15 protein-coding genes are annotated in these 25,293 nt (G+C 70.2%); 6 read left to right on the forward strand and 9 right to left on the reverse strand.

The features are described from left to right. Window positions 1-78: 78 nt before the first annotated feature. From NBG84_RS21085 to NBG84_RS21115, 7 genes are all read right to left on the reverse strand, one after another. Complete coding sequence (locus tag NBG84_RS21085) at window positions 79-942, reverse strand: HpcH/HpaI aldolase/citrate lyase family protein (RefSeq protein ID WP_250921108.1); 864 nt, start codon at window positions 940-942, stop codon at window positions 79-81. Then, entirely contained in the window at window positions 939-2,174 is a 1,236-nt protein-coding gene (locus tag NBG84_RS21090) for a CaiB/BaiF CoA transferase family protein (protein WP_250921109.1), read from the reverse strand. Before NBG84_RS21090 ends, NBG84_RS21085 begins: the two co-directional genes overlap by 4 nt. Further along, window positions 2,171-3,058 (reverse strand): ribokinase, encoded by an 888-nt coding sequence (gene rbsK / locus NBG84_RS21095; protein WP_250921110.1) that lies wholly within the window; start codon window positions 3,056-3,058, stop codon window positions 2,171-2,173. Before rbsK ends, NBG84_RS21090 begins: the two co-directional genes overlap by 4 nt. Beyond that, window positions 3,055-4,557, reverse strand: a complete 1,503-nt coding sequence (locus NBG84_RS21100) for an ADP-ribosylglycohydrolase family protein (protein WP_250921226.1) — start codon at window positions 4,555-4,557, stop codon at window positions 3,055-3,057. The genes rbsK and NBG84_RS21100 overlap by 4 nt, the downstream gene beginning before the upstream one ends. 665 nt (window positions 4,558-5,222) lie before the next feature. Next, window positions 5,223-6,404, reverse strand: a complete 1,182-nt coding sequence (locus NBG84_RS21105; RefSeq protein ID WP_250921111.1) for an ADP-ribosylglycohydrolase family protein — start codon at window positions 6,402-6,404, stop codon at window positions 5,223-5,225. Beyond that, on the reverse strand, window positions 6,355-7,581 hold the full coding sequence (locus tag NBG84_RS21110; RefSeq protein WP_250921227.1) for an ADP-ribosylglycohydrolase family protein: 1,227 nt from the start codon (window positions 7,579-7,581) through the stop codon (window positions 6,355-6,357). The genes NBG84_RS21105 and NBG84_RS21110 overlap by 50 nt, the downstream gene beginning before the upstream one ends. A gap of 464 nt (window positions 7,582-8,045) precedes the next feature. Then, a complete protein-coding gene (locus NBG84_RS21115) occupies window positions 8,046-9,116 on the reverse strand; it encodes an ADP-ribosylglycohydrolase family protein (protein WP_250921112.1) in 1,071 nt (356 codons plus the stop codon). Between the two features lie 219 nt (window positions 9,117-9,335). Here NBG84_RS21115 and NBG84_RS21120 point away from each other — a divergent pair, with 219 nt between their 5' ends. Further along, on the forward strand, window positions 9,336-10,064 hold the full coding sequence (locus tag NBG84_RS21120) for a VIT1/CCC1 transporter family protein (protein ID WP_250921113.1): 729 nt from the start codon (window positions 9,336-9,338) through the stop codon (window positions 10,062-10,064). Between the two features lie 259 nt (window positions 10,065-10,323). Here the strand turns inward: NBG84_RS21120 and NBG84_RS21125 are convergent, their stop codons facing one another. Then, a complete protein-coding gene (locus tag NBG84_RS21125) occupies window positions 10,324-13,452 on the reverse strand; it encodes an AfsR/SARP family transcriptional regulator (RefSeq protein ID WP_250921114.1) in 3,129 nt (1,042 codons plus the stop codon). Window positions 13,453-13,624: 172 nt separating this feature from the next. Between NBG84_RS21125 and NBG84_RS21130 the strand changes: the two genes are divergently transcribed. From NBG84_RS21130 to NBG84_RS21145, 4 genes are all read left to right on the forward strand, one after another. Further along, the gene (locus tag NBG84_RS21130) at window positions 13,625-14,539 is read left to right on the forward strand and encodes an NAD(P)-dependent oxidoreductase (RefSeq protein ID WP_250921115.1); all 915 of its coding nucleotides are present in this window, start codon (window positions 13,625-13,627) and stop codon (window positions 14,537-14,539) included. Then, window positions 14,532-15,425 (forward strand): NAD(P)-dependent oxidoreductase, encoded by an 894-nt coding sequence (locus NBG84_RS21135; RefSeq protein ID WP_250921116.1) that lies wholly within the window; start codon window positions 14,532-14,534, stop codon window positions 15,423-15,425. Before NBG84_RS21130 ends, NBG84_RS21135 begins: the two co-directional genes overlap by 8 nt. Before the next feature lie 996 nt (window positions 15,426-16,421). After that, window positions 16,422-20,990: a glutamate synthase large subunit gene (gene gltB, locus NBG84_RS21140; RefSeq protein WP_250921117.1), complete on the forward strand. Its 4,569-nt coding sequence runs from the start codon at window positions 16,422-16,424 to the stop codon at window positions 20,988-20,990. Continuing rightward, window positions 20,983-22,443 (forward strand): glutamate synthase subunit beta, encoded by a 1,461-nt coding sequence (locus NBG84_RS21145; protein WP_250921118.1) that lies wholly within the window; start codon window positions 20,983-20,985, stop codon window positions 22,441-22,443. Before gltB ends, NBG84_RS21145 begins: the two co-directional genes overlap by 8 nt. 386 nt (window positions 22,444-22,829) lie before the next feature. Here NBG84_RS21145 and NBG84_RS21150 read toward each other — a convergent pair whose 3' ends face one another. Then, complete coding sequence (locus tag NBG84_RS21150) at window positions 22,830-24,398, reverse strand: MFS transporter (protein WP_250921119.1); 1,569 nt, start codon at window positions 24,396-24,398, stop codon at window positions 22,830-22,832. Between the two features lie 145 nt (window positions 24,399-24,543). Here NBG84_RS21150 and NBG84_RS21155 point away from each other — a divergent pair, with 145 nt between their 5' ends. Then, entirely contained in the window at window positions 24,544-25,293 is a 750-nt protein-coding gene (locus NBG84_RS21155) for a vWA domain-containing protein (RefSeq protein ID WP_250921120.1), read from the forward strand.

The following is a 25,293-nucleotide window of genomic DNA, read 5'->3' on the forward strand; positions in this document are numbered from 1 at the left end:
GCCGGGGGACCGAGAGGTCCCCCGGCGGCCTCGTGTCATGTGCCGCGTCGGCTGTCCGGTGTCGGCCGTTCGACGCTGCTAGGGCGGACCCTCGCGGCGGGCGATGGACAGGGTGCGCTGTGCGGCGGCCACGATCGCGGCATCGACGAAACGGCCATCCGGCAGGGCGAGTGCGCCCCCGTCCGTCGCCGCGGCCTTGACGATCTCCTCCGCCGCGTCGATCTCCCCCCGGGTGGGTCGGAAGGCCCGTTCGATGACGGGGAGCTGACGGGGGTGGATCGCCGCCCGCCCGAGGAAGCCGAGCGCCCGGCCGTGGGCGCAGGAGGCGTACAGCGCGTCCAGGTCGCGAATGTCGGGGAAGACGGACTGCGGTGGGGGCGGTAGACCGGCGGCCCGGGCGGCGACGACGATACGGGTGCGCGGCCAGTCCAGGCCTGCCCCGTCGCGGATGCCCAGGTCGGCGCGGAGGTCGGCCTCACCGAGTGAGATGCCGTGCACCGAGGGGTCCGCGGTGGCGATGGTGTACGCGTGCTCGATCGCGAGTGCCGTTTCCAGCAGCGGATAGAGCGGTACGCCGGGGGCGAGCCGGGCGATCCGGCGGATGTCAGTGGCGTGTGCGACCTTGGGAACACGTAGGGCAGTGAGGCCGGGGAGTTCGGTCAGGGCCTCGATGGCCTCATGGGTCTGCCGCGATCGGGGGGAGTTGACACGCACATGGACGGGAAGCGACTGGGGGGTCGCGAGCAGTTCAGCCGTCGCGGTGAGGGCGTAGTCCTTGCGGTCCGCGGACACCGCGTCTTCAAGATCGATGATCACGGCGTCCGCGCCGGACGCCAGCGCCTTCGCGACGACTTGGGGGCGGTCGCCGGGGGCGTAGAGATAGGTCAGGGGAGTCAGCGAAGCCGGGGCGAGGGGCGGCGGTGGGCTCTGCGGAGGCGTCATACGGCCCCCTGGGTGCGCAGTGCGGCGATATCGCCGGGGGTGAGGCCCAGTTCGGTGAGTACCGCCTCGGTGTCCGCGCCATGGGGACGCCCCGACCAGCGGATACCGCCGGGGGTCTCGGAGAGTCGGAAGAGCACGTTCTGCATACGCAGGGGGCCGAGTTCGGGGTCCCGGACTTCGGTGATGGTCTCCAGCGCGCGGAACTGGGGGTCGTCCATGACATCGCGGACGTCGTAGATCGGCGCGATCGCGGCTTCAGCCTTCTCAAACGCGTCCAGGGCCTCGGCCCGGGTGCGGCGGGCGATCCAACCGCCGACGGCTTCATCGAGCTCCTGTGCGTGGTCGGCGCGCCCGGTGCCGGTGGTGAACCACGGCTCATCGATCAGCTCGGGGCGGCCGACCAGCCGCATCACCCGCTCCGCGATGGACTGCGCGGAGGTGGAGACGGCGACCCAGTGCCCGTCGGCCGTGCGGTAGGTGTTGCGCGGGGCGTTGTTGCGCGAGCGGTTTCCGGTACGGGGTTGGACATAGCCGAGCTGGTCGTACCAGAGCGGCTGTGGTCCAAGGACGGTCAGGATCGGTTCGATGATGGCCATGTCGACCACCTGCCCGCGCTGGGTGGCGTTACGGGCGGTGAGCGCGGTCATCACGGCATAGGCGGTGGCGAGGGCGGCGATCGAGTCCGCGAGACCGAAGGGGGGCAGAGTCGGCGGTCCGTCAGGTTCGCCGGTGATGGCGGCGAAGCCGCTCATCGCCTCGGCGAGGGTTCCGAAGCCGGGGCGGTGCGAGTAGGGGCCGAACTGTCCGAAGGCGGTGACCCGGGCCAGGACCAGTTCGGGATTGGCCGCGCTCAGCGCTGGCCAACCGAGGCCCCATCGCTCCAGGGTGCCCGGGCGGAAGTTCTCGATGATCACATCGGAGGTGGCTGCGAGGGCAAGGAGGGTGTCACGGCCGCCGGGGGCCGATAGGTCAAGGGTGATGGTGCGTTTGTTGCGTCCCAGCAGCTTCCACCAGAGGCCGTGGCCGTCCTTGGCCGGACCATGGCCACGGGAGGGGTCGGGGCGGCGCGGGTGCTCGACCTTGATGACCTCCGCGCCGAAGTCCCCCAGCATCGTCGCGGCGAGGGGACCGGCGAAGAGGGTCGCCAGATCGAGTACGCGGAGGCCCTCCAGTGGAGCGGGAGGGGCGGGGTGCTCCGGCCCGGAGGCGGTGGTGGCGGGCGGCTGGTTCATGAGGCGGTGTCGATTTCCGAGCGGTACGGCATGGAGGTCGACGCGCCGGGCCGCTGGACGCAGAGGGCGGCCGCGGTGGATGCCCAGCGCAGGGCCTCTTCGACGGGCCGCCCTTCGCCGAGGGCGACGGCGAGGGTGCCGACGAAGGTGTCACCTGCCCCGGTGGTGTCCACGGCGTCGATCGGCCGGGCGGGGACGGTGAAGGGGCCGGTGTCCCGGCTGGCGTAGAGGCTGCCGGCCGCACCCAGAGTGATCACTACCTCAGGTACATGGCTCAGTAGTTCGACGGCCGCCTTGTGGGGGTCGGTCACTCCGGTCAGGGTCGCGGCCTCGTGCTCGTTGGGGATCAGCAGATCGATGGCGGAGAGGAGTTCGGGAGGCAGTGGTCGGGCGGGTGCTGGAGTGAGGACGGTTCGCACACCGTGACGGCGGGCGGCCTCGGCCCCGTCGAGTACGGCGGTGAGGGGGAGTTCAAGTTGCAGCAGGAGCAGATCCGCGGTGGCGATCAGGGCCTCGTCACCCGGAGCGAGTGAGGTGACCGTGCCGTTGGCGCCGGGGATGACGACGATCGCGTTCCCGCCCTCGTCGTCGACGACGATATGGGCCGTGCCGGATGGGCCGTCCGCCGTGCGCAGTAGGTCGGTGTCGACACCGGAGGCGATCAAGGTCGCGCGCAGTTGATCGCCGAAGGCGTCCGAGCCGACCGCACCCATCATCGCGACATAGCCGCCGGCCCGGGCGGCGGCCACGGCTTGGTTGGCGCCCTTGCCGCCGGGGATGGTGCGAAACTCCCGCCCGGTGACGGTCTCACCACGCTTCGGGGCATGGGCGACATAGGCGACGAGATCCATATTGGTGCTGCCGAGCACCGCGATACCGGTCATGGGCGAAGCGCCTCCTGATGGGTGAGCTGGGCGAGGGTGTCAAAGCCAATGCCGTCGAAGGCGGCGACGGATGTGCTCAGTCGGTTCTTGAGCGGCGCCGTCCACCGGTCGGGGAGGGCGTCGGGGCGTCGGGCGAGCAGACCTGCGAGGGAGCCGGCGGTGGCCCCGTTGGAGTCGGTGTCCCAACCGCCCGAAACGGCGCGACAGATGGAGCCGGTGAAGTCGCCATCGGCATGGGTGAGGGCCGCGGCGAGCAGAGCGGCGTTGGGAACCGCGTGGACCCAGTGGTAATGGGCGTGAGCGGTGTGAAGCCGGTCTACGACCTTGTCGAAGTCCGCCTCCGCCGCGGCCAGGGAGATCGCGGCCCGGACCGCGCGGGCCAGCCGGGAGGTGGGCGGGACAACGCTGAGCCCCACGGCGAGGGCGCGGTGGACATCGCCGTCAGGCTCGGCGGCCGCAGCGATGGCGGCGGCGATGAACATGGCGCTGTGGACTCCGCTCGCCGTGTGGGTGAGCGATGCGTCCCGCTGTGCTTGGGCCGCGGCTGCCCCGGGGGCGCCGGGATTGGTCCAGCCGTGGACATCGGCGCGGATGGCCGCGCCGATCCACTCGCGGAAGGGGTTGTGGTACTGGGCGGTGGCCGGGGGCTCGATCCCGGAGAGGAGGTTGCGATAGGCGATGCGTTCGGCGGTGAAGGTGCGGCCGGCTGGGAGTTCATCGAGCCAGAGCCGGGCCACGTCGCCGGCCTGGAAGTCCCGCCCGTAGCGCTGGAGCAGCAGGAGGTTGAGGAGGGGGAAGTTGAGGTCGTCGTCTTCTGGCATTCCGTCGATGTTCTCGGCGAGCGAGGTCCCTGCGGAACGCCGGTTCCAGGGGTGGGCGCGGCTGAGCTCGGCAGGGAGGCCCTGGGCGGTGAACCAGCTGGTGAGGGGCCAGTTGCCGGTGGCCTTGGCGATGGCGCGGATGGCATGGAGGGGCAGCTTCTCCACGGGTTTTCCCAGCAGGCAACCGGCGGCGCGGCCCAGCCAGGCGGCATGGAGGGCGTCGATGTCGCTGAGGCTGCCGCGCCGGGAGTGGCCTTCAGCGAGGCCCCCCACCGATCGGCTTGCGTCGGGTGACCGCGGCTGGACGGATGGGCCTTCCCCCGCGCTGGCGGATCGCGGATCGGAGTCGGCGGGCCAATCGGGGCAGAGCGCCTTGATCGTGGGGAGGTCAGTTGGTTCCTGAGCGGCGAAGGGGGTGGGGACCGCCGCCAGTTCATCGAGCAGCAGGAGGGCCAGGGCGCGCAGTTCGGCCGAGGCCGGCGCGGGGGACGCCCCTGCCATGGAGGGGGGCGGAGGGCCACCCGCTGCCTCCCATCGGGCGGCGATCACCCGTACATCGCGGCCGTCCTCGGCGGCTTGGCGTAGCTCATGGCCGATCAGATCCTCGGCTTGTACCCAGGTGACGCGAAGCCCGTTGCCCGGCTGTGAGGGTGTTCCCCCGGCGGTCGACGGCGGCATCGCGCTGACCGGGCCGCCGTGGTCGGAGACCGTTCCCTGGCCGACGGGCCCATGGGGACGGGGATGGTCGAGCGCTGGCTCCGATGCCAGATCGGCGCTCCGCGCGTGGACCTCGTGAGCCGCGGTGGGAGAGGGGCCGCGCCGGGCCCGAGCAGCGATTCCCGCGGTGCCGTCCCCCTCTCCCTTTGCTCCCCCTCCTCGCTCTGTTCCCCCTTCCCTCCCTGCTCCGGCTTCCGCTCCCGCCGGGCGGCGGGTGGAGAAGGAAGGGCCGCCCGCGATGCGTTCCATGCGGTCGCCGGTGCCTGCGGTGCTGTCTTGTGGAGCCGAAGCCGAAGCCGAAGCCGAAGCCGGAGCCGGAGCCGGAGCCGGAGCCGGAGCCGGAGCCGGAGCCGGAGCGGTGGTGGTGGTGGCGGGCTGTTGGGCCTTCGGCTCACCGCGGTTGATCCCGGGCCCCTGAGTCACCTCCCCGGTCGATGGAGCTCGGGAGGGGGCTTGGGACGGGCCCGCTGATGGGGACGTCAGGGTCGGCGGAGGCAGTGGGGCGAGGTCGTCTGGGCGGCAGGGGTGGTGCGCCCGCTGGGGGTCGGGTGCCGGGTCTCGACCGGGAGGCGGCTCGGGAGCCTCGTACTGCCCGGGCAGCGCCGAAGCCTGTGAGGGTGATGGACTCATTGGGCATCTGCCGTGAGCAGGGCGAACGCCGATTCATGGGTACGCCGGCGCTGCTGGTCCAGCAGAAAGACCTCCCGGGTGACCAGGGCGAGTTCCCGTGCCGGGGCATGCAGATCGAGGCGGCTGGCCTCGGCGACCGGCTTGGCCCAGTCATGGGGAATGGCCGACTCGCCCTGGAGGGCGCCGGCGACAGCGCCGGCCATGGTGGCGATGGAGTCACAGTCACGCCCGTAGTTGACCGACCCCAGCACCGTATGGCGGTAGTCGCCACCGGCGACCAGCAGCATGCCGAGGGCGATCGGGAGTTCCTCGATGGAGTGCAGTCGGGAGGGGCGGCGGGCGGCCAGCGAGGGGGCGCGATAGTCGGGTCCGACCATGTCGAACGGCGCCACCGCGGCCCGTAGCGGGGCGAGCGCCGACTCGAAGTCCGAGTAGCCGGACGCGACTTCGGCCACCGCCTCAATCGCCGTACGCGTACCGTCCTTGGCCAGTGCCAGTACCGCGTCGATGACCGAAGTCGGTGTGGCGCCGGGGTGGCAGGCCGCGGCGACCGCTGCCGCGAAGACACCCGCCGCCTCCCGGCCGTACGAGGACTGGTGGGCGCCCGCGATGTCCAGGGCCTCGGCATAAGCGGCCTCAGGGTGGGTCGCGTTGACCAGCCCGACCGGAGCCATGTACATCGCGGCCCCGCAGTTCACGATGTTTCCGGTACCTGCTTCGCGCGGGTCATGGTGACCGTAGTGGAGCCTTGCCACCAGCCACTTCTCGGCGAGGAAGACCCGTTGCAGCAGCAGCGCTTCGGTTTCCAGTTCGGGAATCCACCGGGGAGTGGAGATCAGGTCGGGGACCAGGTGGTCGGCCACCGCATAGGCGTCGAGATGGTCCCGAACGGTGGCGTACACCCTGATCAGCGCATGGGTCATCAGGGTGTCGTCGGTGATGTGCCCATCTCCCTTGTGGTACGGCGCGATGGGGCGGGCGGTGCCCCAGCGGTCACCGTTCCACGGGCCGACGATGCCATGGACCCTGCCTCCGTGCCGCTCGGCGATCTGCTCGGGGGCGTAGCCCTCGACGGGACCGCCGAGCGCGTCACCCACGGCCGCGCCGATGAGGCTGCCGGTGATCCGGTCATCGAGGGTGGGGGTCGCGAGCGTGAACCTCTCGGTTTTCAGCGTCATGCCGGAATTGTCCACCCGGGGCGGTCAGTTCCGTGTGTGTGAGCAACCCGGCGAGTTCGACGAGATCGGTGCCCGCGAAGCGGGGAAGCGCACAGCCCGCGAGGGTGCGACAGGCGCCGCGCCAACTCTCGGGGATGGCATCTGAGCCGCCGAGTGCGCCGGTCAGCGCCCCGGCGAGCGCCGGGGCGGAGTCGGCGACCCTGGAGAGACAGGCCGCCGCAGGCACGGCCTCGGCGACCCTGCCACGGGCCGCGGTGGCGACGGCGAGTGCGACCGGCACGGTCTCCGCCGCCGCGATCCCATAGCTGTAGACATGGTCGACGATCTGGTGTTCCAGCAGGGGTACGAGATCGAAGGCCGCCTTGGCGTCGCGGGCGAGCTTCACCGCGTGCCGGGCATTGCGGCCGATCTCGGTGGCGTCCGGGAGTTGGGCGAGTGCCGCGTCCACGGCGTCATCGACGTGATCGCCCCCGAGCGCGGCGGCGATCGCCGCGGCCATCGCCCGTGCCCCGTGCACACCGTCCCCGTCCTGGGTGTAGCGGGCGTCGAACTCGGCGAGCGTCGCGGCCGAACAGGGGTCACCCGGGTGTACGACGGCCAGCACCGCGGCCCGGACGCAAGCGGCGTCGTCGAAGTAGTGCGGGTTGTCGTGGCCGGTGGCCGGGGGGCGCAGCCCGGTGGCGAGATTGCCGAGCCCGGCGCGTACCGAGATCCGGGCGCGTAGGGGGAGCACGGCCGATTCGACCTCGGGCGCGCGCTCGGCGGCGGCGGCGATCTCGCTGGCGAGGGAGTTCCACGCCAGGTCGATCGCCGCGCGCATCCGTTGGCCGGGTCCGAGGGAGGCGAACAGCGGGCCCGCCGCGGTGAGCACGGTCTCGGCGGTGAACGCGGCCCACTCCGCGTCATCGGATGGCCCCAGCCGCAGTGGCTCGGGTGGTTGGTTGAGCGCGATCGGCACGGGGAGTGTGGTGGTGGCGTTCTGCTCCGCGAAGGTGTCGAGTTCACGGGTGAGACGTCGGGTCCACTCGGGCATCCTGGCTGCCCGATGTCGTGCCGCGGGCCATCCTGCGGCATCCCCCGCCGCGAGCCCCAGGAGCATTCCCTCAATGGGACGGGCCGGCGCACCACCTCGGCGTGGAGCTGGGCGACTGCCCGGGCCCGGGGTGCGTTGGCCCAGGGCAGCCGTGTCGGGAGCGTCCGTGTGATCCGCACGACAGGCGGCCGCCCGGGCCGTGGAGTACGACGCGGACCGCTGGCCGTCCGCGCCCGGAGTGGCCTGCTCGGGCGGGTTGCCGGGGGTCGGTTGCCGAGTGGACCCCGGTACGGGCCATGTCCCGGCGGTGAGGGAGGCGGCAGGCGCGGTGAACCGTCTCGACGCACCGGAACCACCCGGGCCGGGTTCTCCCACCTCCGGTCCGCCGAGTTCGGTGCTCAGGTCCCTGTCCACCTCGTCGTAGGGGTCCCGGTTCGGGGCCTTGGGGAGATCACCGCCGGGGTCTTCGCAGGTCAGCGCGTCCGGATGTGGCCCCCCGCGGGTGGTTTCGTACGGCTCGTCGAGGACACCCCCGGGGAGGCTTCCACAGAGGTCCCCGTGGAGGTCCTCGTACCGACCGCGTTCCTTCCGTTCGATCCGTCCGCCCCTCATGAAGCCGGCTTGGGGTCGTCGTCCGGCATCAGCAGGTCCGCGATATCCAGAATGTGATGTCCCCTCATCGACGGCAGACAGCTGCCCCGCACCGGGCCGATCGCCGATGACCACTCCGTGGGGATCGACGAGGCGCCGAAGACCGCCCCGGCCAGTGCGCCCGCCACCGCCGCCGTCGTATCCGCGTCCCGCCCCATGTTGACCGCGGTCAGTACGGATCGACGGAAGTCGCCGCGGGCGGCGGCGAATGCGCCGAATGCCAGGCCCACCGCTTCGGGGGCCAGGTCAGTCCAGGGATAGCCGCCGATGACGACCGATGAGCGCAACGCCCGTTCCATGGTCAGGGTGTCCGCGTAGACCCTTTGGGCGGCCACCACCCCGCGGCGCAGCGACCGGGAGGTCCAGGAGTCCATGGGGATCACCGACAGCGCCGCGCCGATCACTCCGGCCGGACCCGCGCCCGCCATGGCGGCGGCCACCCCGGCCGCCACGGCTTGCCCGCCGTAGATGCCCTCGCCGTCATGGCTGACCGTGCCGTCGATGGCCACCAGCCGTGCCGCCTCCAGCGGGCGTCCAGCCGCGAACACCCCGAAGGGAGCAGCCCGCATGGCGAGCCCATCACTCCAGGCGTGGCGGTGCTGGGCGGAGATGGGTGCGGCGAGACCGCGTCGCAGATTCTCCAGCGTGCCCCGTTCACTGAACCCGGCTCCCCGGAAGGGCCCTTCGTCCAGATCGGCGATCCAGTGGTGCCACGCCTTCTCGACATGGGACACGGTCAGCGCGGAGCCATGTCGGGCCAGCAGCAGCCCTGAGAAGATCGCGTACTCCGTGTCATCCGTACCGGCCGGATCGTCGTTCACGAATCCCTCGATACGACCCCATCGGCGACGGATCTCCGAGGGGCGCAGATTCTCTGCCGGGGCGCCGAGCGCATCGCCCACCGCCAACCCCAGCAGAGCGCCACAGGCGCGGTCTCGGGGTCCTGGATCTGTCACCACGGCGGGTGGAGGCGAGGAGACCGGCCCGTTCCCCAGGGGATCTGGGGGATCGCAGACGACCAACTCCATGGGGCAGGCCCCTTTCGCGCGTGAGTCAGGTTGTCACCATCTGTGCCCCATGGAGTGCGCCACAAGTCTGTGAACCCGCTCTATCACCCTAAATATCCCCCACTCACCGTGAGGTAAGTACGGCCTGCCTTCCTAGCGCGCCCCTTACATCGCGCGTATTTTCGAAGTGTTCGAAGGGATGGCGGGCGAGGCGTCCCGTCATCGGAGAAGAGGAGAGTCGTGTCCATCATCGAAACCGCGGCACCACTGCATGAGGCGCACCGGGACAACCACACACACCGCGATGTCAACGGTGGCTGGCTGCGTCCGGCGGTCTTCGGCGCGATGGACGGGCTGGTTTCGAATCTGGCGTTGATGACCGGAGTCGCGGGGGGCGCTGCCGCTCCGGGGACCATCGTGATCACCGGCCTGGCGGGGCTGGCGGCTGGTGCGTTCTCCATGGCCGCCGGCGAGTACACCTCCGTAGCCTCCCAGCGGGAACTGGTGCAGGCCGAACTATCGGTGGAGCGACGGGAGTTGCGTAGGCATCCGGTCGATGAGATGGAGGAACTCGCCGGGCTCTATGTGTCGCGGGGGGTCGAGCCCGCGCTCGCCCGTGAGGTCGCGACGCAGCTGTCCAAGGACCCCGAGCAGGCCCTGGAGATCCATGCCCGGGAGGAGTTGGGCATCGACCCGGACGATCTGCCGTCACCCCTGGTGGCCGCGGTCTCCTCCTTCGGCGCGTTCGCTTTGGGAGCGCTGCTCCCGGTGCTGCCGTACCTACTGGGCGCGACCGAGCTATGGCCCGCGGTGCTGCTGGCGCTGGTGGGGCTCTTCGCCTGTGGGGCGCTGGTGGCCCGGGTCACGGCGCGCAGCTGGTGGTTCAGCGGGCTGCGGCAGTTGGTGCTCGGTGGGGTGGCAGCGGCTCTGACGTACGGGTTGGGTGCGCTCTTGGGGGCGGCGCTCTAGTCATACCGCTTGGAGGTCGTTCCCAGTGACCACGGCATCCGTCCGCCCCATCCCATCCATACCGTCCGTCCCATCCGTCCGTCCCATCCTTCCATCCGTCCATCCGTCCGTCTGGGCCGTGGGCGTCGGGTGCCTCAAGGCCGGCCCGGGGGTACTGCTCAACACTCTCAGCGCGGGGAACACCCCGAGCAGCAGGCGGGCTTGCCGTCCGTGGTCCCGCATCGGCGCGCTGGGTCTTGGGCTTGACCACGGTGACGTGTCAGTCTCTGGGTCCCTCACCCCTCCCACCCGTCGCCCCGCCATCGTCTCCCGCGCCCGCGCCCGCGCCCGCGCCGGCGTCGACGCCGAGGGCGAACTCAGCGGTGAACAGCTCGGTGCCCAGCGTCGTGAGGACCCTGGCGGTGATCCGCGCGACATCGCCGCGCTCGGCCTCCGGGAGCGGGGCGCCGCAGGATTCCCGGGCCCTGGTGGCCGCGCCCAGGAGGCGGGCGGCCCGTACGGGCTCACCCAGCAGCGCGGATGCCCCGGCCAGGCCCTCGTGGGCGAGGGCGATGGCCCTGGGGTCGCCGCTGTCGCGGGCGACGGCGAGGCCCTGGCGGTGCAGGGACAGGGCGGTGGGGGCGTCGCCGCGCTGCTCGGCGAGGAAGCCGAGTTCGGCGAGCAGGAGTGCGGGGCCGGGGCCGAAGTCGACTTCGCGGTGCCAGCCGAGGGCTCTGCGCAGGTGTTCCTCGGCGAGGTCGAAGTCACCCGCGCGCCGGGCTCCGAGCGCAAGACCGATCTCGGCGTGGATCTCGCCCGCCGCGTAGCCGTGCTCGGCGGCCAGGGCCATCGCTTTCCGGTGGAGCTCGGTGGCCAGCGGGAAGTCACCCGTCAGAAGGGCGACCCTGCCGAGCCCGGTGAGCCGGTCTGCGGCGTCCGTCCAGAAGCCCAGTTCCTCGGCCAGCTGGAGACCCTCCCGGTGCAGTCGCGCGGCATGGGGGTAGTCGCCGGTGATCGCGGCCAGCGCCGCCAGTGGATAGGTGGTTTGCAACTGCCCCCAGCGATCACCGATGTCCACGAAGAGCGCGTGACCCTCCCCGGCGCTCCGCCGCATTGCGGCGAGGTCGCCCCGCAGCAGCGTCTGGATGGCCCGGGTGCTCTGTGCCGCGGCGATTCCCCAGCGGTCGCCGACCGCGCGGAAATCGGCCAGAGCACGGTCCACCAGGGTCTCGCTGCGAGCCAGGTCCTCGCCCGCGGTCAGCCAGGCGTAGCCGAGGAACCACACGGCACGGGCGCCACCCGCTCCGCCATCGCTGGTCTCCGCGGGCGAGGGGACCGGGCCGTTGCGGTCCGCTCCGGTCAGCACGCGGAATCCCGCGTACCAGACCGTGGCCTCGAAACGGAGGTCGGCCTCCGCGTCCCCGGTGATACGCAGGGTTTCGTCCAGCGATCGCCGGGCCTGGCTCAGTCGGCCGCGCAGAAACCAGTACCAGGTCGAGGCGAGCGCCATCCGCAGGGCCCCGATGGCGTCCCCGCGTCGCACGGCACGCTCCAGGGCAGTGCGCAGATTGCCGCTTTCGCTGTCCAGACGGGACAGCCAGAGCTGCTGCTCAGATCCGTGGAGTCGGGCTGCGGCCTGCTCGGCGAGCTCGGTGTAGAAGGCATGGTGCCGCAACTGGAGGGTGCTGGACTCGTCCGCCTCCACCAGGCGTTCCAGCGCGTACGCCGCTATCGACTCCGGCAGCCGGTAGCGGGGGCCGTCGGCCACCGTGATCAGTGAGCGGTCCACCAGCCGGATCAGCGGATCGAGGACATCCCGATCACCGCCGCACACCGCCTCGGCCGCATCAAGGGTGCAGCCGTCGGCGAAGACCGCCAGTCGGCGCAGCACCACCCGCTCGTCCTCACTGAGTAGTTCCCAGCTCCAGTCGATCACCGCCCGAAGGGTTCGCTGGCGTGGTGGCACACCGCGATGGCCGCCGGCCAGCAGCCGGAACCTGTCGTCAAGACGCAGGGACAACTCCCGTACACCCAGCGCGCGGACCCGAGTGGCGGCCAGTTCCAGTGCGAGGGGTATGCGGTCGAGGCGGCGGCAGATCGTCGCCACGGCCTCCGCGTTCTCCTCGGTGACGACGAAGCCGGGCCCGGCGCGCAGGGCGAACAAGCGCTCGGCGTCGGTCTGCTGGAGCGGCGGTACGGTCCACACGGCCTCCCCGGCAAGGCCGAGGGGTTCCCTGCTGGTGGCCAGCACACTCAGCCCCGGTGCGGCGGCCAGAATCCCCCGCACCACGTCAGCAGCCGAGTCAATGAGGTGCTCGCAGTTGTCAAGGAGCAGCAGGAGCCGCCGTGAACGCAGTGCGTCCTCCAGTCCCACCGCCCCTTCCTCACGTACGCCCAAGGCGGCGCTGAGCTGCTCGGCCACCACCGTCGCCCCGGCGAGGCCAACCATCCGTACGCCATCGGGGTAGGCGCCGGCCGCCCGGCCCGCCGCCTCCTGCGCCAGCCGGGTCTTACCGACTCCACCGGGGCCGGTCAGCGTCACCAGCCGGTGGGCGGTGAGCAGTTCACCTATCGCGGACACCGCTTCCTTCCTACCGATCAGATCGGTGAGCGGAGCGGCCAGCTCGCCGTACCGCCGGGTGGGGGAGGCGGGGGCCGCGTCAAGGGCCGCGTCGTGTTCGAGGATGGCCTGGTGGAGTGAGCTCAGTTCCGGGCCGGGGTCCACCCCCAGCTCATCGGCGAGCTGCCTGCGCAACTCGGCGTAGACCGACAGTGCCTCGGACTGCCGTCCAGCCCGGTACAGCGCCCGGAGTTGGATGGCGCGCAACCGCTCCCGCAGCGGGTGGCGAAGCGCCAACTCACCCAGCTCACCGGTGAGCGCATGGTGTTCGCCCAGTTCAAGACGGGACTCGGCGAGCGCTTCCAGAGCGGCCAGCCGCTGCTCCTCAAGACGTCCGGCCGCGGTTCGCGCGGACTCCAGATCGCCCAGGTCCGCGAAGGCCTCGCCCTTCCACAGCGCCAGGGCCTCCCGCAGCAGCTCCGCCCTGGTACGCGGGTCCTCGGCGGCGTACGCGCTGGCGGTCAGGTCGGTGAACCGGCGGGAGTCCATGTCCTCGGGGCTGATGCGCAGCAGATATCCGGGAGCCTTCGACTCCACCAAGGTCTCGGCCCCTGGTTCGGCCCGAGCCAGGGCACGGCGCAGTCGCGAGACCTTCGTCTGCAAGGCACCGGCCGGGTTTCCGGGCAGCCGCTCGCCCCACAGATCGTCCACCAGGCGATCCACCGAGACCGGCTGACCCGCGTGGACCAGCAGCGAGGCGAGCAGCGCGCGCACCTTCGCCTCGGGGACGTCGACCGGGTGTCCGGCAGTCGTCCAGGCGGTGAGCGGGCCGAGCACGGAGAAGTACATGGCTGCACGGTAACCGGCGGACCGACAGCGGCCGTTCGGCGACCGACAGCGGTTCGACAGAGGTCCGCCAGCGCCGCTCGCCACAGTGAGGGCACACCGAACGAACCGGACGGTGCAGCCGGCCGGCGAAATCCCGGCCGGTGGGGCAACCAGCGGAATCAAGGAGTCAACGATGTCGAAGAATCAGCGGGGGTCGGAGAACGAGAACCTCCAGCGCTCCACGGTGGCGGTGATCGGCCTCGGACAGATGGGAACCCGGCTCGCCCAGGCATTCCTCAGCGCCGGCCATGTCACCACCGTATGGAACCGCAGCGGCGCGAAGGCGGACGCACTCGCCGCCCAGGGCGCCGTCCGTGCGGCGACCCCGGAAGCGGCGGTCATCGGGAGCCCACTGATCGTGGTCAGCCTGCCGGACTACCGGACCGTACAGGACCTGCTCCAACCGCTGGCGGGGAGCCTGGACGGCCGGACCCTGGTGAACCTGGCCTCCGGCACTCCGGAGGAAGCCGCCCGGATGGCCGACTGGGCGGCCGGGCACGGCGCCGACTACCTCGACGGCGCAGCCATGAGCGGCACCCGGCTGGTCGGGCGCCCCGAGGCGCTGTTCGTCTTCAGCGGCTCCCAGGAGGCCTTCTCCACCCACCGGTCGGTACTGACCAGCCTGGGGAACTCCGTGCACCTCGGCTCCGATCCGGCACTGGCATCGGTGTACGACACGGCCCTGCTCGGACTGGCCTGGGGCGCACTGGCCGGCTTCTACCACGCGGTCGCTCTGGTGGGCGCGTCCGGCGTCGACCCGGCCGACTTCGCTGCGGTGGCGACGGGGCACATGCCGTTCGTCACCTCGCTGATGGCCGACCACGCCCGGCAGATCGAGGGGGGACGCTTCCCCGACGACGACGGCACCGTGGAAGTGCACGCGGCAGCCATCGAGCACCTCGTACGGACCAGCAGGACCCAAGGCATCGGCACCGATGTTCCGGAGCTGATCGGAAACCTGCTGGACCGGGCAACGGCCAGCGGACACGGCTCAAGCGGCATCGCCAGCGTCATTGAGACGATCAAGAAGGGCCCCCGCAATGTCTGAGCGGCCAAAGCCCCGGGTCACGGTCATCGGACTGGGCCGGATGGGCATCCCGATCGCCTCGGCGTTCCTCGACGCCGGATACCCGACCACTGTATGGAACCGCACGGCGGCCAAAGCCGATGCGCTGATCGCCCAGGGCGCCAGCCGCGCGGCGACCGCCACCGAGGCGGTCGCGGCCAGCCAACTGGTGATCGTCCCGCTCCTCGATCACCACACGGTACGGGAGGCCCTGGCATCCGCCGCTCCCGCACTGCGCGGCCGCACCCTGGTCAACCTCGCCAACAGCACTCCCGACCACGCCCGTGAGCTGGCCGCCTGGGCCGAGGAACACGGTGCCGACTACCTCGACGGCGCCATGATGGCCCTCCCGGAGACCGTCGCCACCCCCGAGGGCTTCTTCCTCTACAGCGGTTCCCAACCCGCCTTCACCGCCTATCGGCGCGAACTGGAGGTGATGGCGCCGGCACACTACTTCGGCACCGACCCCGGCGCCGCGGAGGTTCATGACCTGGCCCTACTGGGCGCCGGATACGCGGCGCTCACCGGTTTCCTGCATGCCGCGGCGCTACTCGACTCGATGGGCACCACCCCTGAGGTCTTCGCCCCGCTGGCGGCCCGCTGGCTGCACGGCATGGCCGAGTTCCTGCCCGAACTGGCACGTGAGGCAGGATCGGCGACCTACCGGGACGGGGTCTCCACCGTCGATCTGAACCGGGCCGCGGTCGACAGCCTGATCCAACTCAGCAGAGCCAGCGGTATCGCCACCGACGTCCATGAGCCGCTGAAGGCCCTGCTCGACAGCCGGTCATCCGATGGCCACGGCCAGGACAGCTTCTCCAGCGTGTTCGAGCTGCTGAGATCGTCGCCGGGCAGCCATGAGGGGTAGCCGCGGAGCGCGGGGTGGGCCGGGCGGCGGTGTGTATGGCGTCGACGGACCCGACACGGTGCGGGAGGACGGGCACGACGGACGGGACGGTCGGGGCGCGGTATGGGACCCGGGCACCACGGACGGTTGATGAGCACGACACGGTGCGGGAGGACGGGCACGACGGATGAGGAGGGAGACGGGATGGGAACGTCAGAGCAGATGGATGAGGAGGGAGACGGGATGGGAACGTCAGAGCAGATGGATGAGGAGACGGGACGGGAACGACAGACAGGGGAAGAGCAGGACAGGCGCGGGCGGGTAGACGGCGCCCACCGCGGTGAGCCAGCGTGACCCCCGCCGACTACTCGGCACGGCCACTCGGTGCCGCCCGTCCGGCCCGATGGTGCGGTGGCCCGACCCGGACACCGCGTCCCGCCGCCCGGAACCGGGCCCCGGTTCCGCATCGGTGCCGTGTTGTCAGCGCCGCCTTCCCCTTCGGATCGTTGGGGGACGCGGGGGACTGCGGGGGCCAGATCGTTGGGGACCCGGGATCCGCGGGCAGATCGGCGGGCACCCGGGATGCGCGGGCGGTGAGCCGACGTACCCGGCCGATTTCCCTACGCCGCACGGTGTAACCCCGCGTACGCTCCGCGTTCGGGGTGGGCTTTTCGCAGGCCAGCAGGGGTGTGACAGACGTCCCCGAGCCGGATTCCCCGTCGGGTGACACAATATGCGTGGCGCTGCAAAAACAGTCAGGTAACCCAACGGTTTCGAGTCCGTCACCACAGGGCATGAGCCGTAGGCGCCGCCGGCAATGAAGCCTGCTCCGCACAGAGGGCCTGCGGATATCGATCTGTCCCACGGCGACCTATCCCACCCCCAGCGGTGTCCGCATGTTGGAATGAAGAATCCACTTTTCGAGAATCGCTCCATCATGTAACCTGCACGAAATTTCGCAGAGGGCCAACGTCGTCCCTCGGCACTGAACATGCCACGACGACGACGGGAGAGCCGATGCGTTCCGACGCCTGGTCGCCCATGGACGGTCGCCCCGCTGCTCAGGGGATGTACGACCCTCGCAATGAACACGACGCCTGTGGTGTCGGGTTTGTGGCCACCCTCACTGGTGTGGCCAGCCATGAGCTGGTGGAACAGGCGCTGACCGTACTCCGCAACCTTGAGCACCGGGGTGCCACCGGCTCCGAGCCCGACTCGGGTGACGGCGCCGGCATCCTGCTCCAGGTTCCGGACGCGTTTCTACGCGAGGTCAGCGGATGTGAGCTGCCCGAGGCCGGGGCGTACGCCGTCGGAATCGCCTTCCTGCCGGAGCAGGGCACCGACGACGCGGTCTCACGTATCGAGACGATTGCCGCTGACGAAGGACTCACCGTCCTCGGCTGGCGCGAGGTCCCGGTGGCTCCTCAGCTGCTCGGCGCCACCGCCCGAGCCACCATGCCCGTCTTCCGCCAGCTCTTCGTCGGTGACGGCGCGAGCCAGGGCATCGCCCTGGACCGCAAGGCGTTCGTCCTGCGCAAGCGCGCCGAGCGCGAGGCAGGCGTCTACTTCCCTTCGCTCTCCGCGCGCACCATCGTCTACAAGGGAATGCTGACCACCGGCCAGCTGGAGCCCTTCTTCCCGGATCTCTCCGACCGGCGCATCGCCACCGCCGTCGCACTCGTCCACTCGCGGTTCTCGACCAACACCTTCCCGAGTTGGCCGCTGGCCCACCCGTACCGCTTCGTCGCCCACAACGGTGAGATCAACACCGTCAAGGGCAACCGCAACTGGATGCGGGCCCGCGAGTCCCAGCTGCTCTCGGACCTCTTCGGCGGCGAGGACGCCCAGAGCCTGGAGCGGATCTTCCCGGTCTGCACCCCCGACGCCTCCGACTCGGCGTCCTTCGACGAGGTGCTGGAACTGCTCCACCTCGGTGGGCGCTCGCTACCGCACTCCGTCCTGATGATGGTTCCCGAGGCATGGGAGAACCATGACTCGATGGACCCGGCCAGGCGGGCCTTCTACCAGTACCACGCGACGATGATGGAGCCCTGGGACGGCCCCGCCTGCGTCACCTTCACCGACGGCGTCCAGGTCGGCGCGGTACTCGACCGCAACGGTCTGCGCCCCGGCCGCTACTGGGTCACCGATGACGGCCTGGTCGTCCTCTCGTCCGAGGTCGGCGTCCTCGACATCGACCCCGCCAAGGTCGTCCGCAAGGGCCGGCTCCAGCCGGGCAAGATGTTCCTCGTCGACACCGCGGAACACCGCATCATCGAGGACGACGAGATCAAGTCCACCCTCGCCGCCGAGCAGCCGTACGCGGAGTGGCTGGACGCGGGCATCATCGAGCTCAGCGATCTGCCCGAGCGTGAGCACATCGTCCACACCCACGCCTCGGTCACCCGCCGTCAGCAGACCTTCGGTTACACGGAGGAGGAGCTGCGCATCATCCTCGCGCCGATGGCGAGGACTGCCGGCGAGCCCCTCGGCTCCATGGGAACCGACTCTCCGATCGCCGCCCTCTCAGCGCGCCCGCGGCTGCTGTTCGACTACTTCACCCAGCTCTTCGCACAGGTCACCAACCCGCCGCTGGACGCCATCCGCGAGGAACTGGTCACCTCGCTGCGCTCGTCGCTGGGCCCCGCCGGCAACATCCTGGAGCCCACCGCGGCCTCCTGCCGTAGCGTCACCCTGCCCTTCCCGGTGATCGACAACGATGAGCTGGCCAAGCTCATCCACATCAACGCCGACGGCGACATGCCGGGGATGAAGGCCGCCACGCTCTCCGGCCTCTACCGCGTCAGCGGCGGGGGCGAGGCGCTCGCCGCCCGTATCGACGACATCTGCGCCGAGGTCGACGCCGCCATAGAGAGCGGCGCCCGGCTGGTCGTGCTCTCCGACCGCCACTCGGACGCCGAGCACGCCCCGATCCCCTCCCTGCTGCTCACCTCGGCGGTCCATCACCACCTCATCCGCACCAAGCAGCGCACCCAGGTGGGTCTGCTCGTCGAGGCGGGCGATGTGCGCGAGGTCCACCATGTGGCCCTGCTGATCGGGTTCGGCGCCGCCGCGGTCAACCCCTACCTCGCCATGGAGACGGTCGAGGACCTGGTCCGCGCGGGCACCTTCATCGAGGGCATCGAGTCCGAGCAGGCCATCCGCAACCTGATCTACGCCCTCGGCAAGGGCGTCCTCAAGGTCATGTCCAAGATGGGCATCTCCACCGTCGCCTCCTACCGTGGCGCACAGGTCTTCGAGGCCATCGGTCTGGACTCGGCCTTCGTGGAGAAGTACTTCAACGGCACCGCCAGCAAGATCGGCGGCGCGGGCCTCGCCATCATCGCCGACGAGGTCGCGGCCCGGCACACCAAGGCGTACCCCACATCGGGCATCGCCCCGGCGCACCGCGCGCTGGACATCGGCGGCGAGTACCAGTGGCGCCGCGAGGGTGAGCCGCACCTCTTCGACCCGGACACCGTCTTCCGCCTCCAGCACTCCACCCGCAACCGTCGTTACGACATCTTCAAGCAGTACACGGACCGGGTGAACGAGCAGTCCGAGCGGCTGATGACCCTCCGCGGGCTCTTCGGCTTCAAGAGCGGGCGCGAGTCCATCCCCCTCGATGAGGTCGAGCCGGTCAGCGAGATCGTCAAGCGGTTCTCCACCGGCGCCATGTCCTACGGGTCCATCTCGCAGGAGGCCCATGAGACCCTCGCGATCGCCATGAACCAGCTCGGTGGCAAGTCCAACACCGGTGAGGGCGGCGAGGACTCGGACCGGTTGTACGACCCGGTCCGCCGCTCCAGCATCAAGCAGGTCGCCTCCGGTCGTTTCGGTGTCACCAGCGAGTACCTGGTCAACGCCGATGACATCCAGATCAAGATGGCCCAGGGCGCCAAGCCGGGCGAGGGCGGCCAGCTGCCAGGGCACAAGGTCTACCCCTGGGTCGCCAAGACCCGGCACTCCACCCCCGGCGTGGGTCTGATCTCCCCGCCGCCGCACCACGACATCTACTCCATCGAGGATCTCGCCCAGCTGATCCACGACCTGAAGAACGCCAACCCGCGGGCGCGCATCCACGTCAAGCTGGTCTCCGAGGTCGGAGTCGGCACGGTCGCCGCGGGTGTCTCCAAGGCCCACGCCGACGTGGTCCTGATCTCCGGACACGACGGCGGTACGGGAGCCTCCCCGCTGACCTCGCTGAAGCACGCGGGCGGCCCCTGGGAGCTGGGACTCGCCGAGACCCAGCAGACCCTGCTGCTCAACGGGTTGCGGGACCGGATCGTCGTCCAGACCGACGGTCAGCTCAAGACCGGTCGCGATGTGGTCATCGCCACGCTGCTGGGCGCCGAGGAGTTCTGCTTCGCCACCGCTCCGCTGGTGGTCTCCGGCTGCATCATGATGCGTGTCTGTCATCTGGACACCTGCCCGGTCGGTATCGCCACCCAGAACCCGGTGCTGCGTGACCGCTTCTCCGGCAAGGCCGAGTACGTCGTCAACTACTTCCAGTTCATCGCCGAAGAAGTGCGCGAACTCCTCGCCGAGCTGGGCTTCCGCTCCGTCGAAGAGGCCGTCGGCCACGCCGAACTCCTGGAGACCGAGCGGGCCGTCAGCCACTTCAAGGCCCAGGGCCTCGATCTGGCGCCCCTCTTCCACGTCCCCCACCTCGCCGATGGCGCGGTCCGTCACGCGATCATCGAGCAGGACCACGGACTGGCGAAGGCGCTCGACAACGAGCTGATCAAGCTCGCGGCCGACGCGCTGAAGGCGGAGAGCCCCGAGGCCGCCCAGCCGGTGCGCGCCCAGGTCGCCATCCGCAACATCAACCGCACCGTGGGCACCATGCTCGGGTATGAGGTGACCAAGGCGTTCGGCGGTGCCGGACTGCCCGACGACACCATCGACATCACCTTCACGGGCTCCGCGGGTCAGTCCTTCGGCGCCTTCGTACCGCGCGGTGTCACCCTCCGGCTGGAGGGCGACGCCAACGACTACGTCGGCAAGGGCCTCTCCGGTGGCCGGGTCATCGTCCGGCCCGACCGCGGCGCCGACCACCTCGCCGAGTTCTCCACCATCGCGGGCAACACCATCGCGTACGGGGCCACGGGCGGTGAGCTGTTCCTACGGGGTCGGACCGGCGAACGCTTCTGTGTCCGCAACTCCGGTGCGACCGTGGTCTCCGAAGGCGTGGGTGACCATGGCTGCGAGTACATGACCGGTGGTTACGCGGTCGTCCTCGGCGAGACCGGACGTAACTTCGCGGCCGGTATGTCGGGCGGCGTCGCCTTTGTCATCGACCTTGACCGGGACAACGTCAACTCCGGCAATCTGACGGCGATCGAGCCGCTCACCGACACCGATCGGCAGTGGCTGCACGATGTCGTGCGCCGGCACCAGGAGGAGACCGGCTCCACCGTCGCCGAGAAGCTGCTGGCCGACTGGTCGGTGAGCGTCGAACGGTTCGGCAAGATCATTCCCACTACTTACAAGGCAGTGCTCGCCGCCAAGGACGCCGCTGAGCTCGCCGGTCTCTCCGAGCAGGAGACCACCGAGAAGATGATGGAGGCGGCGATCAATGGCTGACCCCAAGGGCTTCCTGACCACCGGGCGCCAAGGCGCCACATCCCGTCCCGTGGGCGAGCGCCTCAAGGACTGGGACGAGGTCTACGTTCCCGGCTCCCTGCTGCCGATCATCAGCAAGCAGGCCGGTCGCTGCATGGACTGCGGCATCCCGTTCTGCCACAACGGCTGTCCTCTCGGAAACCTCATCCCCGAGTGGAACGACTTCGCCTACCGTGAGGACTGGGCGGCGGCCAGCGAGCGGCTGCACGCCACCAACAACTTCCCGGAGTTCACCGGGCGGCTGTGCCCCGCGCCCTGTGAGTCGGCCTGTGTCCTCAGCATCAACCAGCCCGCGGTGACCATCAAGAACGTCGAAGTCTCCATCATCGACAAGGCCTGGGACTCCGGCGATGTCACTCCGCAGCCCCCGGAGCGCCTCTCGGGCAAGACGGTCGCCGTCATCGGCTCGGGCCCGGCCGGTCTGGCCGCCGCCCAGCAGCTGACCCGGGCCGGCCACACCGTCGTCGTCTATGAGCGCGCCGACCGGATCGGCGGACTGCTGCGGTACGGCATCCCCGAGTTCAAGATGGAGAAGGTGCACATCAACCGCCGTATCGAGCAGATGCGCGCGGAGGGCACCAAGTTCCGTACCGAGGTCGAGGTCGGCCGGGACATCGAGGCCGCCCAGCTGCGGCGCCGCTATGACTCGGTGGTCATCGCCGCCGGAGCGACCGTCTCCCGTGATCTGCCCGTTCCGGGCCGTGAGCTGAGCGGCATCCACTTCGCGATGGAGTATCTGCCGCTCGCCAACAAGGTGCAGGAGGGCGACTTCATCGCCCCGCCGATCACCGCCGAAGGCAAGCACGTCGTCGTCATCGGCGGCGGCGACACCGGCGCCGACTGTGTGGGCACCGCCCATCGCCAGGGCGCTGCCTCCGTCACCCAGCTGGAGATCATGCCCCGCCCGGGCGATGACCGCAGCCCCGGCCAGCCCTGGCCCACCTTCCCCATGCTCTACAAGGTCACCTCCGCCCACGAGGAGGGCGGTGAACGGGTCTACTCCGTCTCCACCACCCACTTCGAAGGCGATGCGGACGGCCATGTCCAGGCGCTGCACCTGGTCGAGGTCGAGTTCAAGGACGGCAAGCTGGAGCAGAAGCCCGGCACCGAGCGGAGCATTCCGGCCCAGCTGGTCACCCTGGCGATGGGCTTCACCGGCACTGACCAGGCGAACGGCCTGGTCCAGCAGTTCGGACTGGAACTCGACGGCCGCGGAAACATCGTTCGCGACGCCGACTACGCGACCAATGTCGATGGCGTCTACGTCGCCGGTGACGCGGGCCGCGGCCAGTCGCTGATCGTCTGGGCCATCGCGGAGGGCCGCTCGGCCGCCCGTGGTGTGGACCGCTTTCTGACCGGGACGAGCGAGCTGCCCGCACCGGTTCGACCGACGGATCGCTCACTGACCGTCTGATTCCCCGGAAACACTCGCGGAACAGGTGTAGAAACAGACCCAGCACACCAGGCCACGGTCTCGGGCACAACCGAGGCCGGCTGCCGAAACGGGGCCCAGCAGCCCCGGTGATCGTCCCGTACAACGGTGTACGGAACTAGCGCGGCGCCTGCCCCGTCCCCGACCGGACCTGGGCAGGCGTCGCATCGCTGTTCGGGGCGGTTGCGTCTCCATGGCTGCTGGACGCTGAGCACCTCGGGGCGGCTTCCGCACGACCCCGGGAATCCGCTGTCTCCCGTCCGAGTCCTGGCTGTTGGTCGGTCCGTTCGGTCGATCCAGTCGGTTGGCACGCCGGTGCGGTCCGCGTTGGGCGGGGTGGCTCGGGCGGGACTGGGGATACGCACTCCTCACCTGGTCTGGATCGGCTCCGTCAGCGGTTGACCGGGGTCGGGCTGCCAGTTCGCCCCGGTCCGCGACTCACTCGCCGCGGCCGTTCCCGACGGGTTCCCGATCCCTGGTGACGGCTCCTTCGCCGGCTGGGCTGATCGCACAGCGGCCGAACGCAACAGGCGGTGGACCACGATCGCCGACGCGATCAGTGTCACTCCCACCCCTGCCACCACCAACTGCCAGGCCGCGGTGAACTCGCCCGCCCGTTCGGGGCGTTGACCCGCGGTCACCCGAGCCGCGTGGCCGCGGTCACCGGTCTGCGCCTGTACCAGCGTCACCAGCAAGGAGCCGAACCCCGCCATGACCAGGGCGCCCGCCCCACCGCGTGCCGTGCCCAACAGCCCCGATGCCATGCCCACCCGCTCCGGTGCGACTGCTCCCAACGCCTGCACCTCCAACTGGCCCAGCGCGAGTCCACTGCCGGTCCCGATCAGTAGCAGCGGGCCAGCGAGCACGGCGGGCCCCGCGTCCGGTGCGAGGGCGAAGGCCAGCCAGAGATTGCCCACCGCGGTCAGCAGCAGCGCGCCCAGAATCAGATGGCGCGCGGCCAGCCCCAGTGAGACAAGTCGTCCACCGACCGAGGGGAAGACAAAGACCGGAGCGGTCGTCATCACCATGATCAACCCGGTGTCCCCCGCCGAAAGCCCGCCCGTGCCCTGGAGATAGGTCGGCAGGAAGACCAGCACCCCCACCGAGCCCGCGGTGATGAACACCGCGCTGACCAGCCAGGCGGAGAAGGAACGATCCCGGACCAGGGTGAGGTCGAGTACCGGGTGGTCGCTGCGCCGCTCGATGCGGACGAAGGCCACCATCAGGACCACCCCGGCGGTGAGGGGGGCGAGTACCGCCGCACTGAGCCACCCCGACTGGGAACCCTGGGTGACGGCGAACATCAACAGCGCCAGGCTCGCGATGAAGGCGGCCACCCCCGGCCGGTCGACGCGCGGCCGTACCGCCGCTCGGGACTCGGGTATCAACCGGGTGGCGAACACGATCAGCACCCCGGCGACTCCGAACACCACGAAGGACGACCGCCAGCCCAGTGACCCCACCAACCAGCCGGACAGGGTCGGGCCAAGAGCCAGCCCCACCCCGGCGGTGGTGCCCACGGCAGCGAACGCCCGGGCCCGCGCGGGGCCTTCGAAGACGGTGGCGGTGATGGCTCCGCCGCCCGCCATCACCGCCGCACCTCCCACACCCGCCACCGTGCGGGCGGCATCGAGCAGCAGAACGTTCGGCGCTGCGGCAGACCCGAGGATGCCCACCGCGTAGAGCAGCGCCCCGAGGGTGTACACCTTCCGCCGCCCGAAGAGGTCGCCGAGCGAGCCCGCGACCAGCATCATGGACGAGGCGGCGAGCATGTACCCGGTGACCACCCACTGGAGGGCCGCACCGGAGGCGTTGAGGTCCCGGCCGATCTCGGGGAGGGCGACGGAGGTGCCGGTCATCCCCATCGGCAACGAGAGATAGCCGAAGAGGACGACGAGCAGGGTGAGCAGGGGCCGTGACAGCCGTGGCGAGGTCATACGCCCATCGTTGAACCTCAATGTTGCTTGAGGTCAAGCCCTTCTGTCGGTCGCCGGCCTGATGTCGTACCTATGACGTAATCTCAGCAGGACTGTTGATCTATCGGGATGTCAGCCGCCCGCTGGCGGATGAAGGGGGAGCCTCATGGTGGCCATACTGCGGCGCGACACCGGGGGGCCGGCGATCAGTCTTCAGAAGGTCGAGCAGCGAGCGCCCGCCCTGGTCAGCCTCTACAAGTCGGCTGGTGTCTCACTTCGCAAGCACAGCCTCGACGGATATCGCGCGTCGGTCTACCTGGTGTTGGACTACTCCGGTTCCATGCGCGACTACTACAAGGACGGCAGCGTCCAGGCGCTCGCGGACCGGGTGCTGGGCCTGTCCGCCAATCTCGATGACGATGGAGTCGTCCCGGTCGTCTTCTTCTCCACCGATGTCGACGCGGTCACCGATATCGCCCTGGAGAACCACCACGGCCGCGTCGCACAGATAGTCGCCGGTCTGGGGCACATGGGCAAGACCAGCTACCACCTGGCGATGGACGCCGTCATCGACCACTACCTCGACAGCGGATCGACCGCGCCCGCGCTGGTGATCTTCCAGACCGACGGTGGACCGATCAACAAGCTCGCCGCCGAGCGCTATGTCTGCAAGGCGGCGAAGCTACCGCTGTTCTGGCAGTTCGTCGGCTTCGGCAATACGCGCAGTACGCAGTTCGACTTTCTGCGCAAGCTCGATGAGCTCGCCGTCCCGGCCAAGCGCCTGGTGGACAACGCCGGCTATTTCCACGCCGGGCTCGATCCGCGGCAGGTGCCGGACGACCAGCTCTATGACCGGCTCGTGGGTGAGTTCCCCAACTGGCTGGCCGCGGCCAGAGCGCAAGGCATCATCGGCTGA

This window comes from Streptomyces albipurpureus, from assembly GCF_023701525.1.
Taxonomy (GTDB): Bacteria; Actinomycetota; Actinomycetes; order Streptomycetales; family Streptomycetaceae; genus Streptomyces; species Streptomyces albipurpureus.

Coding starts and splice junctions, on each gene's coding strand:
- NBG84_RS21085 (WP_250921108.1), bottom strand. CDS start 942: ATGACGCCTCCGCAGAGCCCACCGCCGCCCCTCGCCCCGGCTTCGCTG.
- NBG84_RS21090 (WP_250921109.1), bottom strand. CDS start 2,174: ATGAACCAGCCGCCCGCCACCACCGCCTCCGGGCCGGAGCACCCCGCC.
- rbsK (WP_250921110.1), bottom strand. CDS start 3,058: ATGACCGGTATCGCGGTGCTCGGCAGCACCAATATGGATCTCGTCGCC.
- NBG84_RS21100 (WP_250921226.1), bottom strand. CDS start 4,557: ATGCCGCCGTCGACCGCCGGGGGAACACCCTCACAGCCGGGCAACGGG.
- NBG84_RS21105 (WP_250921111.1), bottom strand. CDS start 6,404: ATGACGCTGAAAACCGAGAGGTTCACGCTCGCGACCCCCACCCTCGAT.
- NBG84_RS21115 (WP_250921112.1), bottom strand. CDS start 9,116: ATGGAGTTGGTCGTCTGCGATCCCCCAGATCCCCTGGGGAACGGGCCG.
- NBG84_RS21125 (WP_250921114.1), bottom strand. CDS start 13,452: ATGTACTTCTCCGTGCTCGGCCCGCTCACCGCCTGGACGACTGCCGGA.
- NBG84_RS21130 (WP_250921115.1), top strand. CDS start 13,625: ATGTCGAAGAATCAGCGGGGGTCGGAGAACGAGAACCTCCAGCGCTCC.
- NBG84_RS21135 (WP_250921116.1), top strand. CDS start 14,532: ATGTCTGAGCGGCCAAAGCCCCGGGTCACGGTCATCGGACTGGGCCGG.
- gltB (WP_250921117.1), top strand. CDS start 16,422: ATGCGTTCCGACGCCTGGTCGCCCATGGACGGTCGCCCCGCTGCTCAG.
- NBG84_RS21145 (WP_250921118.1), top strand. CDS start 20,983: ATGGCTGACCCCAAGGGCTTCCTGACCACCGGGCGCCAAGGCGCCACA.
- NBG84_RS21150 (WP_250921119.1), bottom strand. CDS start 24,398: ATGACCTCGCCACGGCTGTCACGGCCCCTGCTCACCCTGCTCGTCGTC.
- NBG84_RS21155 (WP_250921120.1), top strand. CDS start 24,544: ATGGTGGCCATACTGCGGCGCGACACCGGGGGGCCGGCGATCAGTCTT.